This is a genomic window from Marinobacter orientalis, from assembly GCF_004792665.1.
GTDB classification, from domain to species: domain Bacteria; phylum Pseudomonadota; class Gammaproteobacteria; order Pseudomonadales; family Oleiphilaceae; genus Marinobacter; species Marinobacter orientalis.
Genome location: NZ_SRZX01000003.1, coordinates 16966 through 35350 on the forward strand (window position 1 = coordinate 16966; position 18385 = coordinate 35350).

An 18385-nucleotide genomic window follows, 5' to 3' on the forward strand; every position below is an offset into this window, starting at 1 on the left:
ATGGGCGCGGTAGCCATTGAAAGGCCAATAAAGACAGCACGAATCAACAGGCAGCGTGTCAGGGACGGAGTGGCCACGGCGGTCAGGCTGTCGCAGCAGGTCTTCGCGGCGCTTCAGCAGAAGCGTGTGCTGATCTCCATTGGCCTGGTGATACTTCTGGTGGTGTCATCGCTGGGTGTCGTGGTCAGTGCTCACGAGAACCGGGAACTGTTCAATACGCTGTCGCAACTGCAGGAGCAGCGTGACAATCACCAGCGCGAGTGGAGCCAGTTGTTGCTGGAGCAAAGTGCGCTGAGTGCACATGGCCGGGTGGAACAGTTGGCTTCAGAACGTTTCGACATGGTTGTGCCCGGCAAGCAGGACATCGTATTGGTACCACTGATGGCGCCCCTTGTCGGGGCACGTTGAACGAAAATAACAAACCGTAAGGTGAAGACATTGTCGGACCAGGGGAAGGCAGCAACATGGAGGCAGCAATTGGCTGCCGGGCTTGGAGCCTGGCGCTACGTCACCGTGCTGGGTGTTTTCCTGATGGTAGTGGGCGCCCTGGCCTGGCGCCTGGTAGACCTGCATGTGGTGGACAACGAGTTCCTGCGTGAACAGGGCGATGTGCGCACCATACGGGTTGAAAGCATTGACGCCCACCGGGGCGTGGTGACGGACCGTCATGGCGAGTCGCTGGCAGTGAGTACGCCGGTCCAGACCATATGGGCCAATCCTTCGGAAATTGATGCCGATGAACCGCGACTGACAAATGTGGCGCGGCTGCTGGGCCTTCAGGAAGCCAGACTTCGAAACCGCCTGCGCAAATACGCGGGCAAGGAGTTTATTTATCTGCGTCGCAAACTGCAGCCTGAAACTGCCGGGCAGGTGTTGGCGATGGATATTCCGGGGATATACAGCCGCCAGGAGTACCGCCGTTATTATCCTGCTGGCGAGGTGACTGCTCACGTCGTCGGGTTTACCAATATTGATGAAAGCGGACAGGAAGGCATTGAGCTGGCCTATAACCAGTGGCTGAGCGGTGAAAGTGGCCGCAAGCGGGTTCTTAAAGACAATCGCGGGCGCGTCATCAAGGACCTGACCCTGATTCGGGATGCAAAACCCGGCCGCAGTCTTGAGCTCAGTATCGATTTGCGCCTGCAGTACCTGGCCTACCGGGAGCTGAAGGCCGTGGTGGGTGCTCATGATGCCAGGGGCGGGACGCTGGTGATGCTGGATGTAGAAACCGGTGAAGTTCTGGCCATGGTGAATCAGGGGTCCTATAACCCCAATGACCGCAGCCAGCTCAGCCCTGGCCGTTTACGGAACAAGGCGATTACCGATTTGTTTGAACCCGGATCCACGATGAAGCCGGTCTCGATGGCAGCGGCACTGGAATCGGGAAAATTCAGGGCTACAAGCACCATAGATACAGCGCCGGGGTTTCGGCGCTTTGGTCGTTTTACGATCCGGGATCATCGCAATTATGGCGTGATCAGCCTGACTGATGTGATTGCAAAGTCCAGCAACGTGGGTATCAGCAAGATTGCCACCGAGTTGGGTGGCGATGCCATACGCGAACTATACGCTCGCCTGGGGCTGGGCCAGCCGACGGGGATCGGGTTTCCCGGCGAGGCCGTCGGTGTTCTGCCCGCGCCACCGAAATGGCGGCCCGTTGAAGAGGCAACTCTTTCTTATGGCTATGGCATGAGTGTCAATGCGCTTCAGCTTGCGCAGGCCTACATGGTGCTGGCAAATGGAGGTATTCGCTATCCGCTGAGCCTGCTGAAGGCTAACGACAAACCTGTCGGGGAACGGGTTCTCTCCGAGGACGTCTCGTTCCAGATCAGGGAAATGTTGCGGGAGGTGGTGGAGAACGGAACCGGAAAACGGGCCCAGCCGGGGTTTTATTCCGCTGGCGGAAAAACCGGAACTGTCCATCTGGTCGGCAAGAACGGTTATGAAGATAGCCAGTACAAGGCAATTTTTGCCGGTATGGCACCGATCGACAATCCCCGGATTGTCACAGTAGTGGCTGTTGATGCTCCCCAGTCTGGCGAATATTACGGTGGCGAAGTGGCGGCACCGGTATTCGCCCGTGTGATGGGGGATGCACTGCGGCTGCTGAACGTAAAGCCGGAACTGGAACTGGGTAAGGCGAAAGAGCCGCGCCCGACTTCCGGGGAGCGGGGTTAGGCTTATGTGTATTACATCACTGAGTACATTGATGCAGGGAATCATGCCGCTGCCATCGGTCTTTGATGTCACGATTCACGGCCTGAAAACCGATAGTCGTGAGGTCAGGCCTGGCGATGCCTTTGTCGCCCTCGAAGGTTCCCGTACGCCCGCCGACCATTATGTTGAGCAGGCCATCGACGCCGGTGCCACCGTTGTCCTGCTGGAGACAGCGCAAGCGGACGAATGCCACGAACATGAAGGTGTGCTCATTGTTCCGGTGACGGATTTGCGGGCACAGCTCGGGAAGATTGCAGACCGGTTCTTTGAACACCCCTCCCAGCGGTTGCGCCTGATAGGTGTAACCGGCACCAATGGTAAAACCTCGGTGAGCCATTACATTGCCACTTTGTTAGAGGAAACCGGCACACCGTGTGGCGTTATGGGTACGCTTGGCTATGGCATGCCCGGGGCTCTGCAGGAGGGTTCCCATACCACGCCGGATGTCGTTCAGGTAAATCGCACCCTGTCGCGGATTCTTGCCCAGGGTGGGCGGGCAGCCGCGATGGAAGTGTCTTCCCACGCTCTTGACCAGGGTCGGATTGATAACCTGACCATGACCGGGGCGGTGTTTACCAACCTCACCAGGGATCATCTCGACTATCACGGGTCGATGGAGGCTTATGGCGCCGCAAAGGCTCGCCTGTTTGAGCGTGAGGAACTGCATTTCGCCGTGATCAATTTTGACGACCCATTCGGCAGGCAGCTGTATGAGCAGCTCGAGGGCAAATGCGATCGGGTCCGTTACAGCCTGCATGAGGCCCAGACCGAGCTTTGGATGACAGAGTTCTCGCCCTCGGCTGGCGGATTCACCGCCAGTGTCGATGGTCTCTGGGGCGGTTTTGAAATCTCCGCCCCGCTCCTCGGTAGCTTTAACGTCAGCAATATTCTGGCGGCCATGGCGGTAGTGCTGAGTCTTGGCGCACCGGTAGAGCGGGTTCAGCGTGCCGTTGAGCGGTTGTCGCCGCCGCCGGGCCGGCTGGAGCCGTTTGCCGGCAGCAACGGTGTTCGCGTGGTTGTCGACTACGCCCATACTCCGGACGCCCTGAACAGCGCGCTGGCGGCGCTGCGCCCTCATGTCACCGGCCGGCTGTTCTGTGTTTTTGGTTGCGGTGGAGACCGCGACACCGGCAAGCGTCCGGAAATGGCGCGGGAAGCGGAAAATGCAGCTGATGTGGTTATCGTCACCGACGACAACCCTCGCAATGAAGACCCGGATACCATTACATCCGACATCATGGCCGGCTTCGGCCGTCCGGAACAGATTGCTGTTATTCATGACCGCGCCCAAGCCATCCGCCAGGCCATTCACATGGCCGTCGCGGGGGATATCGTGCTGATTGCGGGTAAGGGCCACGAGGCCTGGCAGGAAATGGCAGGACAGCGAATTCCGTTCAGCGACGCTGAGCAGGTCAGGGAAGCATTGTCCCTGAATGGAGGTGTCGCATGATGCAGGCGTTTGCGGTGACCGATGCCTTGAGGTGGGTTGGCGGCACAACAACTGGAGCCGGCCTGGAGGGGCTTTTGTTCCATGGCGTCTCCACCGATACGCGTAAAATCACCCGGGGCGACCTGTTTGTGGCGCTGCGGGGCGATAACTTTGATGGCCATGATTACCTGGCGGTTGCGCAACGCGCAGGTGCCGTGGCAGCGGTGGTGGATAAGGCTGATCCGGATCTGACTCTGCCACAGATTCTGGTGCCGGACACCATAGATGCGCTGGCAAAACTTGCCGCGGGCAACCGTAACACCAGCTCGGCGCAGTTCGTGGCGATCACCGGTAGCAGCGGTAAAACCACGGTGCGGGAAATGGTTGCCGCAATTCTCTCGGCTGTCGGCAATACCCTGGTCACCGAAGGCAATCTCAACAATCACATCGGTGTTCCCCTGACCCTGTTCCGGCTCGGCCCCGAGCATGAGTACGGCGTGATTGAGCTTGGCGCCAGTGGGCTCAATGAAATCGCCCACACCGTGAAGATCGTGCGCCCGCACGTGTCGATTCTGACCAATGCCGGGCAGGCCCATCTCGAGGGTTTCGGTGGCTACGACAATATCGTGCTCGCCAAGGGTGAAATCATTGATGGGGTCGTGGAATCCGGTCTGGTGGTACTTAACCGGGATGATCCTGCCTTTGAAAAATGGCAGCGGCGAGCCGGTGAGCGCCGGGTTATTGGCGTCAGCAGGCAGGCTGGAACTGGTGGCGACTACTTCTCCGAAGATACCCGTGACGACGGCATTTTGCTGGTGTTCCGTGCTTGCGGTCCGCAAGGGTGGACTTGTGATGTCAGTCTGCCACTGCACGGTGAGCACAATATTACCAATGCACTGCTGGCGATTGCCGCCGCGCGCGAACTGGGCGCCAGCGATGAAGATGTTCAGCAGGGACTGGCATCAGTGCAAGCGGTAAAAGGGCGACTGCAGATTCTTGAGCTCTCGCCCGGACTAACCGTTATTGATGACAGCTATAACGCCAATCCGGCATCAATAAAGGCAGCGCTTGGCGTCCTGGCAGCACGCCCTGCTACCCGTATTGCGGTACTGGGAGCCATGGCAGAGCTGGGGCCGGACAGCCTCGCGCTGCACCGGGAAGTTGGTGAGTTTGCCCGAGCCCGGGGAATTGAGCGCCTGCTGGTCGTGGGAGATGGCTGTGAAGGGTACGTTGAAGGGTTCGGAGATGCCGCTGAGGTATGTGCGACCCATGACGATGCTGTGCGTCGTCTGCTTGAGGGGCCTGCCGGGTTACAGACGGTGCTGGTCAAGGGTTCTCGCAGTTCCGCCATGGATCGCGTGGTGGAGGGAATTAAAGAAAAGGTGGGTAACACATGCTGCTCTGGCTGACAGAGGCTCTTTCACAATACTTTTCCGCGCTGACGGTTTTCCAGTACCTGACGGTGAGGGGCATTTTCGGCGTTCTGACCGCCTTGCTGATCTCATTGCTGATCGGGCCGTTCATGATTCGCAAGCTGAGCCAGTATCAGATCGGCCAGGCGGTGCGGGACGACGGGCCGCAGACGCACCTTAGCAAGGCTGGCACGCCCACCATGGGGGGTGCCCTGATCCTGGTAGCCGTGGGTGTCAGCTCCCTGCTTTGGGCCGACCTGAGCAACCGGTACGTCTGGGTCGCGATTCTGGTAACCCTGTTTTTCGGCGCGGTTGGCTGGGTGGACGATTATCGCAAGGTGGTGGAGCGTAATCCCCGCGGTTTGCCGGCACGCTGGAAGTATTTCTGGCAGTCGGTGATTGGTGCCGCGGCGGCAGTGGCGCTTTTCATGAGTTCCTCGCTGCCCCAGGAAACCTCGCTCTATGTGCCGTTCCTGAAGGATGTATCGCTGACCCTGGGGCCGGTGCTGTTCATTCTGCTGAGTTACTTCGTGATTGTTGGCAGCAGTAATGCGGTGAACCTCACTGACGGCCTGGATGGCCTGGCCATCATGCCAACGGTCATGGTCGCCGCCGCCCTGGGCATCTTTGCTTACGTCTCCGGCCATGCGCAGTTTGCCGACTATCTGCTGATCCCGCACCTGCCAGGCACCGGCGAACTGATCGTTTTCTGTGGTGCACTGGTTGGCGCGGGGCTGGGTTTCCTATGGTTCAACACGTACCCCGCCCAGGTGTTTATGGGAGACGTCGGGGCTCTTGCCCTGGGTGCGGCACTGGGTATTGTGGCGGTCATCGTGAGACAGGAGATTGTGCTGTTCATCATGGGCGGTGTGTTTGTGATGGAGACCATATCCGTGATTCTGCAGGTGGCATCCTTCCGGCTGACCGGTCGGCGGATATTCCGCATGGCGCCGCTGCATCACCACTTTGAACTGAAGGGCTGGCCTGAGCCGCGCGTTATCGTGCGCTTCTGGGTTGTCACCGTTGTACTTGTACTGGTTGGTCTTGCCAGCCTGAAACTGAGATAGGGAAGCAGAGCATCATGGCTGTCATCGCTTCAGATCGTCGCACGCTGGTCGTAGGGCTCGGTAAAACCGGGCTCTCCTGCGTGCGCTATCTGTGCGAAAAAGGCCGTGAGGTCGCTGTGGCCGACAGTCGCACGACGCCTCCTGGTCTGGAGCAACTCAGGGCGCAGTGGCCGGAACTGCCTGTATATCTGGGTGAATTCGACAGCGAACTGTTCGCGAGTTTTAACGAACTGGTGGTCAGCCCGGGCATCAGCACTGCCGAGCCTGCAATACGCCATGCGGCGGAAGAAGGTGCGGCTATCCGCGGCGATATTGACCTGTTCGCCGAGGCAGCGGATGCGCCCATTGTTGCCATTACCGGCTCCAACGGCAAAACCACAGTGACCACCCTGGTGGGGGAGATGGCCAGGGCGGCCGGTCGCCATGTGCAAGTGGGTGGTAATATCGGCACCCCGGCGCTGGACCTCCTCGGCCGCGGCGCGGATCTCTACGTGCTTGAGTTGTCCAGCTTTCAACTGGAGACAACCGGTGAGCTCAATGCCTCGGCAGCAACCGTCCTCAACGTCAGCGATGATCATATGGATCGCTACTCCACCAAGATGGAGTATTTCCAGGCCAAGCAGCGGATATTCAACGGCTGCAGCAATGCGGTGGTGAACCTGGATGACGCGCTGAGTACGCCCATGGCCCGGGACAACCTTCGCTTCCTGTGTTTCGGTTTTAATCGGATCAATCCGGAGACTTTCAGCACCCGGGATGATGATGAGGGAACCTGGATTACCTTCGGTTTCGATAACCTGCTGTTGGCCGATGAGCTGGGCCTGATGGGCCGCCACAATATCAGTAACGTGATGGCAGCTCTGGCTCTGGGACACGCGGTAGGCCTGCCGATGGAGGCGATGCTGGAAACCGCGAAAAATTTCCGGGGGTTGCCGCACCGCTGCGAGTTCATCCGGCGGGTTGGCGACGTGGATTACATCAATGATTCCAAAGGTACCAATGTGGGGGCCACGGTGGCCGCCATCGAGAGCCTTGCGCCCCGGGGCGGAAAAGTCGTTCTTATTGCCGGTGGTGAAGGCAAGGGTGCCGATTTCTCGGCACTGGCAGATCCGGTTGCGGCCCATTGCAGAGCGGTGGTGTTGATTGGTACCGACGCTGGCCTTATTGCTTCGGCTCTTGGCAATCGGACAGAGATTGTTAATGCCACTTCTTTGAAGGAGGCAGTTCACAAGGCAGCGAGTCTGGCGGAACCAGGCGACAGGGTGCTGTTGTCTCCGGCCTGTGCCAGTTTCGACATGTTTCGCGATTACAGCGATCGCGGAGACAGTTTTCGTGAACAGGTGGAGGGGCTGTGATGCACGCTGACCTGTCTCTGCCGAGTTACCAAAGCCTGTTCCGCGATCTGCGTCCGTTGCCGTTGCTGATCATCAGCTCCGCAGCACTGTTGGTGATGGGTATTGTGATGATTTCCTCCGCGTCCATGGATATGGCGGCGGAAACCATGGGTAACAGCTACCACTACGTGATCCGCCAGTTGATCTTTGCCGGCATGGGTTGTGTGTTCGCCCTGATTGCCGTCAATGTGCCAATCTCCTGGTGGGAGCGCAGTGGCTGGCTGTTGCTGGGAATCGGGCTGTTGTCACTGTTGCTGGTGCTCACGCCACTGGGACGCACGGTCAACGGCTCCACCCGCTGGATTTCCTTTGGCTTCTTTAATGTTCAGGTGTCCGAGATAGCAAAACTGTGTCTGATCGCCTACCTGGCCGGTTACGTGGTACGACGTCGGGAAGAGCTGCTGAATACCTGGGCAGGGTTTCTGAAGCCGCTCGGTGTGCTCGGTATTGCCTCGGTATTGCTGGTTATCGAGCCCGACTTCGGAGCCACGGTGGTGCTGGTAGCGGCCGCGGCCGGCATGATTTTTCTGAGTGGGGTTCGCCTCAGCCGCTTTATGCCACTGATCGGTGTGCTGATAGTCATGGGCGCAGTGCTGGTGTTCACCCAGCCGTACCGTCTGAAGCGGGTTGTCAGTTATCTCGACCCCTGGAAGGACCAGTTCGACACCGGCTACCAGCTTACCCAGTCGCTGATCGCTTTCGGCCGCGGCGACTGGGCCGGCACCGGTCTCGGCAACTCGGTGCAGAAGCTGTTTTACCTGCCCGAAGCCCATACCGACTTTATCTTCGCCATCATTGCCGAAGAATTCGGATTACTGGGATCGCTGATTGTACTGGGTCTTTTCACTGTTCTGGTGGTCACGGGGTTCGTGATTGCCAGGCGGGCAGAGAAGGCGGGGATGCCGTTTGCTGCGTGTTTCTCCTATGGCATCACGCTGCTGATCGGTTTGCAGGCGAGTATCAACATGTCTGTCAGCACCGGCCTGCTGCCAACCAAGGGGCTGACATTACCTCTGGTGAGTTACGGTGGTTCGAGTCTGATGATCACCGCCGTCTGTATCGGTGTTCTGGCGCGGGTGGAAATGGAGCGGCTGGACCGCGAAAAACTGGCTGCCGAAAAGTGCCGTAAACCGGCTGCCAGGGGAGGTGCGGTTTATGACTGACAAAAAGCGCTTTCTGATGATGGCTGGTGGTACCGGCGGCCACGTGTTTCCGGCCCTGGCCACCGCGAGAAAACTCCAGGAGAAGGGCCACGACGTTTTCTGGCTGGGGTCTCGGGGCGGCATGGAAGAGCGGCTGATCAACGAAACCGACATACCGCTGTCGCTGATCCGGGTTTCAGGCCTGCGTGGCAAGGGCCGGCTGGCGCTGGTGATGGCGCCATTCCGGCTGATGCGGGCATTGGGGCAGGCTTTTTCGGTGGTCCGTGGTATCCGCCCCCATTGTGTTATCGGCATGGGAGGATTTGTGACCGGTCCGGGTGGCGTTGCCGCCTGGGTGACCAAAACACCGTTGGTGATCCATGAACAGAATGCGGTCGCGGGCATGACCAATCGAATTCTGGTGCGTTTTGCCACCACGGTACTGGAAGCCTTCCCCGGCAGTTTCGGCGCGGATGTGGTGACCCGGTGTACGGGTAATCCGGTAAGGCAGGATCTGGCTTCACTCCCGGAACCGGGGCAGCGGATGTCGGGCCGTGCCGGTGCACTCAGGTTGCTGGTGGTGGGAGGTAGCCTTGGTGCCCAGGTGTTTAACCGCACATTACCTGCGGCACTGGCAAAGATGCCTGAAGCGGAGCGCCCAACGGTGCGTCACCAGTGCGGCGAAAAGAATATCGAAGAAGCCCGGCAAGCTTACAGGGAAAACAATGTGGAAGCGTCTGTGGAACCCTTCATCAAGGATATGGCCGAGGCCTATGGCTGGGCGGATATTGTGCTGTGCCGGGCCGGCGCTTTGACCGTTTCCGAACTGTGCGTCGCAGGTATTGGCGCGGTTCTGGTGCCGTTTCCCCATGCCGTGGACGACCATCAGACCAAAAATGCACAACAAATGGTTAACGCCAAAGGCGCGATGCTGATTCCGCAGCCGAAGCTGTCCGCGGATCTGCTGGCAGAAACTCTGAGGGATCTTGGAAAGGATCGCAGCCGCATTATCGATATGGCGAAGGCAGCAAAAACGCTGGCTCGCCCTGATGCAACGGAGAGAGTCGTGAATTACTGTCTGGAGGCCGCCAATGGCTGAGCCCACTAACCCCCCGCTGGTCTATCAGGTGCCCGAGATGCGCCGTATCCGCAATATCCACTTTGTGGGCATTGGCGGCGCCGGCATGAGCGGTATTGCCGAAGTACTGAAAAACCAGGGCTACGAGGTTTCCGGCTCGGATATCCGTGAAGGCACGGTGACCGACCGGCTGTCTGCCATGGGCATCGAGGTGTTCATCGGGCATCGTGAGGCAAACAGTGCCAACGCGGATGTAGTAGTGGTTTCCTCGGCAGTGTCAGGAGACAACCCGGAAGTGGCATCGGCCCGCAGCAGGCGAGTGCCCATCGTGCCCCGCGCTGAAATGCTGGCGGAGATCATGCGTTATCGCCATGGCATCGCTGTGGCAGGGACGCACGGTAAAACCACAACAACCAGTCTGATCGCTTCGGTTCTGGGGGAAGCAGGGCTGGATCCGACCTTCGTGATCGGTGGCAAGCTCAATAGTGCCGGCACCAATGCCCAGCTTGGTGGCTCCCGCTATCTGGTGGCCGAAGCGGACGAGAGTGATGCATCGTTCCTGCACCTGACACCGGTGATCTCTGTTGTTACCAACATTGAAGCCGACCACATGGACACCTATGGCGGCGATGTGGGACGCCTCAAGCAGACCTTTCTGGATTTCCTCCACAATCTGCCTTTTTACGGCGTTGCGGTAATGTGCGTTGATGACGACTATGTGCAGGAAATCATCCCCAGGATTTCACGCGCCATTATCACCTATGGCATCGACAATCCGGAAGCCGATTATCGTGCCGAAAATATCGAATCAGACGGCCTGAGGACGCGTTTTGTGGTTCGGCGCCCCGGTGGCCGCAGTGATCTGGATGTGGAACTGAAAATGCCGGGTCGCCATAACGTACTGAATGCCCTTGCTGCTATTGCCGTGTCCACCGATGAAGGCGTAGAGGATGTCGCCATCTGTCGGGGTCTTGCCGGCTTTGCCGGTGTTGGCCGGCGCTTCCAGGTGTACGGCGACTACACCACACGCAAGGGAACCATCACGCTGATTGATGACTATGGCCATCATCCCACGGAAGTGGAGGCGGTTATCCGCGCTGCCCAGGATGCCTGGCCGGGCCGTCGGCTGGTGATGCTGTACCAGCCCCACCGCTATACCCGCACCCGGGACCTTTACGAAGATTTCGTTCGCGTACTGTCGGAAGTGGATGGCCTGTTACTGATGGAGGTGTATTCCGCCGGTGAGCCGGCCATCACCGGTGCTGACAGCCGGGCACTTTGCCGCAGCATCCGCCAGCGCGGTAGCGTGGAGCCGGTGTTCGTGGAGGACAACAACGAGATCGAGGTGCTGCTTGCCAACAATCTGCGGGACGGTGATCTGCTGATTACGCAGGGGGCGGGGGATATTGGCGGTGTGGCTGCTCGCCTGGCTGCAGCGGGAGTGATCGCGGATGAGTGAGGTGAACCGGATGGATACGCAGGGCTATCAGGCCGATCCGCAAACCCTGAAGGCATTCGGGCGTGTCGCTGTCTTTATGGGCGGAGATTCTGCCGAGCGCGAGGTTTCCCTGAAAAGCGGGCAGGCGGTGCTGTCTGCATTGCTGTCTGCCGGCGTCGACGCCTATCCGGTGGATGTTCAGGGTTGCCTGCTCAGAACCGTGGAAGATCCGCAGTTTGACCGGGTGTTCATTGCTCTGCATGGCCGCGGCGGAGAGGACGGCACCATTCAGGCAATCCTGTCCCAGGCAGGTATTCCGTACACCGGCAGCGAACTTCTGGCCTCGGCACTGGCGATGGACAAGTTGCGAACAAAGTATGTATTTGAGGGCTGCGGGTTGCCGACTCCGGCATTTCGCGCCATGGCAGCGGTGGATGAGGCCGAGAGTATTCTGCAGGCACTGACTCCGCCGCTGAGCGTTAAACCCTCGCGAGAGGGTTCCAGCATTGGCATCCGTAAGGTGTCGAGCCGGCAGGAACTGATCGAAGCCTATGAAGCCGCTGCGGTGCTGGATCCGCTGGTGCTGGTGGAGGAGTGGATAGAAGGCCCGGAATTTACTGTCAGCCTGCTTCAGGATCAGGCGTTGCCAGCCATCGGGCTGAGTACGGACCATGTGTTCTACGACTACGATGCCAAGTACCTGGCCGATGATACCCGTTACCAGATCCCCTGTGGCCTGGCCCCGGACAGCGAACTGAAACTCCAGCACCTGGCACTGGACGCCTTCAGGGTGCTGGGCTGCCGAACCTGGGGCCGGGTAGACATCATGCAGGACAGCAAGGGTGACTTCTGGCTGCTGGAGGTAAACACCGTTCCGGGAATGACCGATCACAGCCTGGTGCCCATGTCGGCACGGGCGGCCGGCATCAGTTTCGAAGAGTTGGTGGTAAGAATTCTGACAGACACCCTGGAGGCCAGCGATGCTTGACAGGCTGCTGATCCGGAGCCGGGCGGTACCGTCCGACCCACCGAAGCGCAGGGGAGCGACAACCCTGGGGGCTTCGAGGGACCGGTTTGGTTTGCTGAAAGCTGTGCTGGCCGCTGTGCCCTGGGGGCAGGCGCTGATGGGGGCGGGTGTTGTGCTGCTGGCGGCATTGGTGCCATGGGGGACCAGCCAAATGTTGAGTGCCATGGATCGCCAGGTAATGGCCATCGACGTGACCGGTGCACTGGTGGGTGAAAACCGCACGGATCTGGAGCGCAGCGCAGGCAAGTGGGTGGGCCGGAGTTTTTTCGCAACGGACCTCTCGGACATCAAGGAGACCCTGGAGCAGCGTCCCTGGGTGGAGTCGGCAGCGGTCAAGCGCATCTGGCCGGACCGCCTGCAGATCGAGATTCGTGAGAAAAAGCCGCTGGCGTACTGGAACAGTGACCGTCTGGTGAGTCGTAACGGCGAGGTGTTTGCACCGGCTAACCCGGAAGTGGCGGGCCGGCTGCCGCGGCTTGCAGGCCCTGATGAACGGGTCAAGGAGGTTATCAGCATGGCCCAGACCATGGCCAGTACGCTCACCGGTCACAATCTCGGCTTTGCAGGGTTGAACCTGGAGCAGCGTGGGGCCTGGACACTGACCCTGGCCAACGGTATCGAAGTGGTCCTCGGCAGGGATCAGGTGGAGGAACGTTTCGAGCGTTTTATTACGGTTTATCAGGAACGGCTGGCGTCACGTTCAGACGAGGTCAGCCGGGTGGATGCCCGCTACAGCAATGGAGTGGCGGTTCAATGGAAGTCGGCAGAAACGGCCTCCCGGTCAAAATCATAGCAACGCAAAATTCAGACCTACGGTTTGGTGGAATACATGTCATCGGTTGAAACGGAAAACATGATTGTCGGCCTAGATATCGGAACCTCGAAAGTGGTTGCGATTGTCGGCAAGCGCAAAATGGACGGGACCATTGAGGTTGTGGGTATCGGTTCCAATCCGTCCCGCGGGCTCAAGCGTGGTGTGGTGGTCAATATCGAAACCACGGTCCAGGCGATACAGCGGGCAGTGGAAGAAGCAGAGCTGATGGCAGGATGCCGGATTCATTCAGTGTATGCAGGCATCGCCGGCAGCCATATCAAGAGCCTGAACTCTCATGGCATTGTCGCCATTCGCGACCGGGAGGTAACACAGGCGGACATCGACCGGGTGATCGACGCGGCCCAGGCGGTGGCAATTCCGGCAGACCAGAAAATCCTTCATATCCTGCCGCAGGAGTTTGTGATTGACAGCCAGGAAGGCATCAAGGAGCCGATGGGTATGTCCGGTGTGCGCCTGGAAGCCAAAGTGCACCTGGTGACCTGTGCGGTGAATGCCGCCCAGAACATTGAAAAGTGCGTCAAGCGCTGCGGCCTGGAAGTGGACGACATCATCCTCGAACAGCTGGCATCGAGTCACGCCATCCTTACTGAAGATGAAAAGGAGCTGGGTGTCTGCGTTGTGGATATTGGTGGTGGTACCACGGATATCGCGGTGTTTACCGGCGGGGCTATTCGCCATACCTCGGTGATCCCCATTGCCGGTGACCAGGTGACCAACGACATCGCCATGGCGCTGCGCACACCCACGCAGAATGCCGAGGAAATCAAGATCAAGTACGCCTGTGCCCTGACACAGCTGGCCGGTGCCGACGAAACCATCAAGGTGCCCAGTGTGGGCGACCGGGCGCCGCGGGACCTCTCCCGCCAGGCCCTGGCCGAAGTGGTGGAGCCCCGCTACGAAGAGCTGTTTACCCTGGTGCAGTCGGAACTTCGCCGGTCGGGATTTGAAGACCTTATCCCGGCCGGTGTGGTGATTACCGGCGGTTCCTCCACCATGGAAGGTGTGGTGGAACTGGCCGAGGAGATCTTCCACATGCCGGTAAGGCTGGCCTGTCCGCAGGCGGTTTCCGGCATGACGGAGGTGGTCAATAACCCGATCTACGCCACTGGCGTGGGGTTGTTGATACATGGTTTCCGCCAGATGGATCTGGGGCGGGCGCCTGCGCTTAAGGGTGAAGATGCACCCACGCTGTTTGAGCGCATAAAAAGCTGGTTTACCGGTCATTTCTGACGGCAGCCGGCAGAAGACGTACACGAAGGTATCTCGAAAATCATAATCTCGAAAAATCAGTCTGGAAAAGGCTGATAAACAGCACGAAGGAGTAGGGGAATGTTTGAACTCGTCGATAATGTCCAGCAGAACGCTGTCATTAAAGTAGTGGGAGTTGGCGGTGGTGGCGGTAATGCCGTCCGCCACATGCTCAACAGTGATATTGAAGGTGTGGAGTTCATCTGCGCCAATACCGACGCCCAGGCCCTGACGGACCTGGACGCACGCCAGATCATCCAGCTTGGTGGCAACATCACCAAGGGGCTGGGTGCTGGCGCCAACCCGGAAGTCGGGCGTCAATCGGCCCTGGAAGACCGTGACCGTATTGCCGAGGCGCTGAAAGGTGCCGACATGGTCTTCATTACCGCCGGCATGGGCGGCGGCACCGGCACCGGTGCTGCTCCTGTAGTGGCAGAAGTGGCCCGTGAGCTGGGCATCCTGACAGTGGCCGTGGTCACCAAGCCGTTCATGTTCGAAGGTGGCAAGCGCATGAGCGTTGCCGATTCGGGCCTCAAGGAACTGGAAGAAACCGTTGACTCGCTGATCACCATCCCCAACGAAAAGTTGCTGGCGGTGATGGGCAAGAAAACCAGCCTGCTGGACGCCTTTGCCTCGGCCAACGACGTGTTGTTGGGGGCAGTGCAGGGAATTGCGGACCTGATTACCCGCAACGGAATGATTAATGTGGACTTTGCCGACGTAAAGACTGTCATGTCGGAAATGGGCAATGCCATGATGGGTACCGCCCGTGCCACCGGTGAGAACCGGGCCCGTGAAGCCGCAGAAGCCGCCATACGCAGCCCGTTGCTGGAGGACATCAACCTGCAGGGCGCCAAGGGTATCCTGGTCAACATTACTGCGGGTATGGATCTCAACCTGGGTGAATTTTCCGAGGTTGGCGATATTGTTCGCGAATTCGCATCGGATTCTGCCACCGTCGTGGTGGGTACGGTGATCGACCCGGACATGACCGACGAACTCAAGGTGACAGTGGTTGCAACCGGCCTGGGTGGTGATCGTGAAAAGCCCACCAAGGTAGTGGACAACACGCGCAGCCTTGATGGCACCACAGATTACAACCAGCTTGATCGTCCGGCTGTGCTGCGTCGCAGGGCTGTGGCCCATGGCAACGTGGCGATCGATCAGAGCAAGGACAGTGAAGAGCAGGGGGTCGACTATCTCGATATTCCCGCATTCCTTCGTCGTCAGGCTGACTGATAATCTGTTGCAAATGCGTTCATAGGTGGAACCATGTTCGCTGATTGACGTGTGCTGACTATCAGTCCGGCCTTGTGCCGGCAAACCCGTCGGTCGTTACGAATTGATACGATTGGTTAAATGGTATTCAGTTTTACTTTCTGGTATTCTCCGGGCAGATTTTTGCCCAGACTATATCGCATTTATGTGACGGAAATATGTACCGATGATCAGACAACGGACACTCAAAAACACCATCCGTGCTACCGGTGTCGGGCTTCATTCGGGGGAAAAGGTTTACCTGACCCTGAAGCCTGCGCCTGTGGACTCGGGCATCGTATTCCGCCGCACCGATCTTGACCCTGTGGTCGAAATCCGTGCCTGTGCGGAAAACGTGGGTGAGACCATGCTTTCCACGACACTGCTGAAAGACGGTGTCCGGGTTGCAACAGTAGAGCATTTGTTGTCAGCCATGGCTGGTCTCGGGATCGATAACTGCTTCGTAGAACTCAGTGCGGCGGAAGTGCCCATTATGGACGGCTCAGCCGGACCTTTTGTGTTCCTTCTTCAGTCTGCCGGCATTGCCGAGCAGGACGCAGCCAAGCGATTTATCCGCATCAAGCGTGAAGTGACGGTTGAGGAAGGTGACAAGAAGGCGACCCTGCTGCCATTCGAAGGCTTCAAGGTGAGTTTCGGCATCGACTTCGATCACCCTGTATTCAAGGGGCGCGCCCAGACAGCGACTGTTGACTTCTCCAGCACGTCTTTTGTTAAGGAAGTCAGCCGCGCACGGACCTTCGGCTTCATGCGCGACATCGAGAAGCTGCGGGCGATGAACCTGGCATTGGGCGGAAGCGTGGATAACGCCATCGTCGTTGATGACTACAAGATCCTCAATGAAGACGGGCTGCGGTACGATGATGAATTCGTCAAGCATAAACTGCTGGATGCCATTGGTGACCTCTACCAGTTGGGTAACAGCCTGATTGGCGAGTTCCGTGGTATCAAATCCGGCCACGACCTGAATAACAAGCTGTTGCGCAAGCTCAGGGCGGAAGAGGATGCGTGGGAAGTGGTTACCTTCGACGATGAGGCAGCTGCTCCGATTTCCTATATGAAACCTGTGCTGGCGGCGGGCTGAGGCAGGACGCCTTAATCCCGGACGTGGCTTGCGAGTTTTTCGAGAACCTCGCGTAATTGTTTGTCCTTCGTGTGCCCGGCCTCCTCTTTGAGGAGCCGGGCATTTTCGTTACTCAGGGGTGTCATTTTTGCCCGCGGACGTTCGCTGAACCGGGGTGGCGCAACTTTGACCTTCAGTTTCCACACGAAACGGAACAGTTCCTGTTTGCGCAGTTCTTCCATGATTTCATGTTGACGGAAACGGATCTGGCTGGCGGTGGTAGCCGCTGCAGCGGAAAGTACCAGCTCACCTTCCTTGCAGCTGACAAAACGGGTGCCTTTGGCCAGGCTCTCCGGCAATGCTGCGATAACCATCCGCTCGGCCTCGGCATGATGCTGGGCCTTTGCCATCAGTTCCCGCAGGGTTGAGGCCCTGGAGAAGCTGTCCGGAGTCAGTTCGAGGTCGGTTTTCTTTTTCATGGCAATCAGTAATTCTCGACGACAACGGTAACGATTGGTTACACTTTCGTACGTTTAATAGGCAGCGCCTGTATTACACTCGTTTTACATTGCTTGACGCGTGTATGTCCACGGGTAACTGCTAGTTTATCAAATTGCAGGCGTTGCGACGGACGGCACGTGCGTATTCAGACGCGGTTTTATGCTGCCCCGGATTGAGTAGACGGAGAGGACCTCCGCAATCTGGCAAAGGATGCCCCGGCAGACCCAGTCAGAACACTCAGGACGCAACACCACAGGATCAGGTTGTGTCCCGATGAAACCAGAAGACCATATGAATATTATCCTCGTTGGCAAGTATCATGGAAAATCGCGCGCCGTTTCGATAAACGCTCCGGTTGCGGCCGGACTGGTTTTTTTCGTAACCGCCCTTCTCGCACTGGCAGGCTGGTCCGGTTACCAGGTGGCCCTGGGGCAGATTGAGCAGTCTGAGCCCGGAGAGTCGGAACTGGTGTCAGAATGGCGCTCGAAACTGAGTGAACAGAAAAGCGAACTTGCGCAAATAGAATACAACGTCCAGCAGCAGGTGGATGCCCTGACACTTCGGCTGGGCGAAATGCAGGGACGCCTGCTTCGCCTGGATGCGCTCGGGCAGCGCTTCGTGGAATCCGGCCTTGTGGCCAGTGACGAATTCGATTTTGATCAGCCGGCTGCGGTGGGTGGTCCTGAAGACAGTCTCGATGGCGACTCCTTCACGGCCCCTGAGCTCACCGGTATGATTGACCGGCTGGCAAAACGTATTGAAGACCGCGAACAACAACTGCGTATGCTGGATATGGTCACCTCCCGCCAGAAGCTTGAGAAAGAACTCTACGTACAGGGTCGCCCGATTACCTGGGGCTGGCTGTCCTCCAAGTATGGTTACCGTTCGGATCCCTTTACCGGAAAGCGTACCTGGCATGCCGGAGTGGATCTGGCGGGCAAGGACGGAAGTGATATAATTTCCGTTGCGGGTGGGGTTGTCACCTATGCCGATGAGCGCTACGGCTATGGCAATCTGGTGGAGGTCGACCACGGTGACGGCCTGGTGACCCGTTACGCCCATGCCAAGACGATCAAGGTAAAGGTGGGGGACGTTGTCCAGAAGGGTGAGGTTCTGGCTCTGATGGGAAGTACAGGGCGCTCTACCGGCCCCCATGTGCATTTTGAAGTGATTCGAAACGGCAAGTCCGAAAATCCGGAAACCTATATCAAGCGAGCCAGCCGCTAAGCGGCTTGGCCAGCTGCACAGGACGCCGCCCG

16 protein-coding genes are annotated in these 18385 nt (G+C 58.5%); 15 read left to right on the forward strand and 1 reads right to left on the reverse strand.

The window, feature by feature from the left end:
- From ftsL to lpxC, 14 genes are all read left to right on the forward strand, one after another.
- Complete coding sequence (ftsL, locus tag DIT72_RS10400; RefSeq protein ID WP_135955183.1) at positions 1-408, forward strand: cell division protein FtsL; 408 nt, start codon at positions 1-3, stop codon at positions 406-408.
- Positions 409-438: 30 nt separating this feature from the next.
- A complete protein-coding gene (locus DIT72_RS10405; RefSeq protein WP_135955184.1) occupies positions 439-2178 on the forward strand; it encodes a peptidoglycan D,D-transpeptidase FtsI family protein in 1740 nt (579 codons plus the stop codon).
- A gap of 4 nt (positions 2179-2182) precedes the next feature.
- On the forward strand, positions 2183-3667 hold the full coding sequence (locus DIT72_RS10410) for a UDP-N-acetylmuramoyl-L-alanyl-D-glutamate--2,6-diaminopimelate ligase (protein ID WP_135955185.1): 1485 nt from the start codon (positions 2183-2185) through the stop codon (positions 3665-3667).
- The gene (locus DIT72_RS10415) at positions 3664-5055 is read left to right on the forward strand and encodes a UDP-N-acetylmuramoyl-tripeptide--D-alanyl-D-alanine ligase (RefSeq protein ID WP_135955186.1); all 1392 of its coding nucleotides are present in this window, start codon (positions 3664-3666) and stop codon (positions 5053-5055) included. The genes DIT72_RS10410 and DIT72_RS10415 overlap by 4 nt, the downstream gene beginning before the upstream one ends.
- Positions 5040-6125, forward strand: a complete 1086-nt coding sequence (mraY, locus tag DIT72_RS10420) for a phospho-N-acetylmuramoyl-pentapeptide-transferase (protein ID WP_135955187.1) — start codon at positions 5040-5042, stop codon at positions 6123-6125. Before DIT72_RS10415 ends, mraY begins: the two co-directional genes overlap by 16 nt.
- A gap of 14 nt (positions 6126-6139) precedes the next feature.
- Positions 6140-7480 carry a UDP-N-acetylmuramoyl-L-alanine--D-glutamate ligase gene (murD, locus tag DIT72_RS10425; RefSeq protein WP_135955188.1) on the forward strand — a complete coding sequence of 447 codons (1341 nt, stop codon included), beginning with the start codon at positions 6140-6142 and terminating at the stop codon, positions 7478-7480.
- On the forward strand, positions 7480-8682 hold the full coding sequence (gene ftsW / locus DIT72_RS10430) for a putative lipid II flippase FtsW (protein ID WP_135955189.1): 1203 nt from the start codon (positions 7480-7482) through the stop codon (positions 8680-8682). The genes murD and ftsW overlap by 1 nt, the downstream gene beginning before the upstream one ends.
- Positions 8675-9760, forward strand: a complete 1086-nt coding sequence (murG, locus tag DIT72_RS10435) for an undecaprenyldiphospho-muramoylpentapeptide beta-N-acetylglucosaminyltransferase (protein ID WP_135955190.1) — start codon at positions 8675-8677, stop codon at positions 9758-9760. Before ftsW ends, murG begins: the two co-directional genes overlap by 8 nt.
- Complete coding sequence (gene murC / locus DIT72_RS10440; RefSeq protein WP_135955191.1) at positions 9753-11198, forward strand: UDP-N-acetylmuramate--L-alanine ligase; 1446 nt, start codon at positions 9753-9755, stop codon at positions 11196-11198. The genes murG and murC overlap by 8 nt, the downstream gene beginning before the upstream one ends.
- A complete protein-coding gene (locus DIT72_RS10445; RefSeq protein ID WP_135955192.1) occupies positions 11191-12165 on the forward strand; it encodes a D-alanine--D-alanine ligase in 975 nt (324 codons plus the stop codon). Before murC ends, DIT72_RS10445 begins: the two co-directional genes overlap by 8 nt.
- Positions 12158-12997, forward strand: a complete 840-nt coding sequence (locus DIT72_RS10450) for a cell division protein FtsQ/DivIB (protein ID WP_135955193.1) — start codon at positions 12158-12160, stop codon at positions 12995-12997. The genes DIT72_RS10445 and DIT72_RS10450 overlap by 8 nt, the downstream gene beginning before the upstream one ends.
- A gap of 36 nt (positions 12998-13033) precedes the next feature.
- On the forward strand, positions 13034-14269 hold the full coding sequence (gene ftsA, locus DIT72_RS10455) for a cell division protein FtsA (RefSeq protein WP_135955194.1): 1236 nt from the start codon (positions 13034-13036) through the stop codon (positions 14267-14269).
- 99 nt (positions 14270-14368) lie between these two features.
- The gene (ftsZ, locus tag DIT72_RS10460) at positions 14369-15526 is read left to right on the forward strand and encodes a cell division protein FtsZ (RefSeq protein ID WP_135955195.1); all 1158 of its coding nucleotides are present in this window, start codon (positions 14369-14371) and stop codon (positions 15524-15526) included.
- Positions 15527-15731: 205 nt separating this feature from the next.
- Positions 15732-16646 carry a UDP-3-O-acyl-N-acetylglucosamine deacetylase gene (lpxC, locus tag DIT72_RS10465; RefSeq protein ID WP_007154571.1) on the forward strand — a complete coding sequence of 305 codons (915 nt, stop codon included), beginning with the start codon at positions 15732-15734 and terminating at the stop codon, positions 16644-16646.
- An 11-nt stretch (positions 16647-16657) separates the two neighbouring features.
- Here lpxC and DIT72_RS10470 read toward each other — a convergent pair whose 3' ends face one another.
- Complete coding sequence (locus DIT72_RS10470; protein WP_135955196.1) at positions 16658-17104, reverse strand: DciA family protein; 447 nt, start codon at positions 17102-17104, stop codon at positions 16658-16660.
- Between the two features lie 295 nt (positions 17105-17399).
- Here DIT72_RS10470 and DIT72_RS10475 point away from each other — a divergent pair, with 295 nt between their 5' ends.
- Positions 17400-18353, forward strand: a complete 954-nt coding sequence (locus DIT72_RS10475) for a M23 family metallopeptidase (RefSeq protein WP_135955197.1) — start codon at positions 17400-17402, stop codon at positions 18351-18353.
- Positions 18354-18385 lie beyond the last annotated feature (32 nt).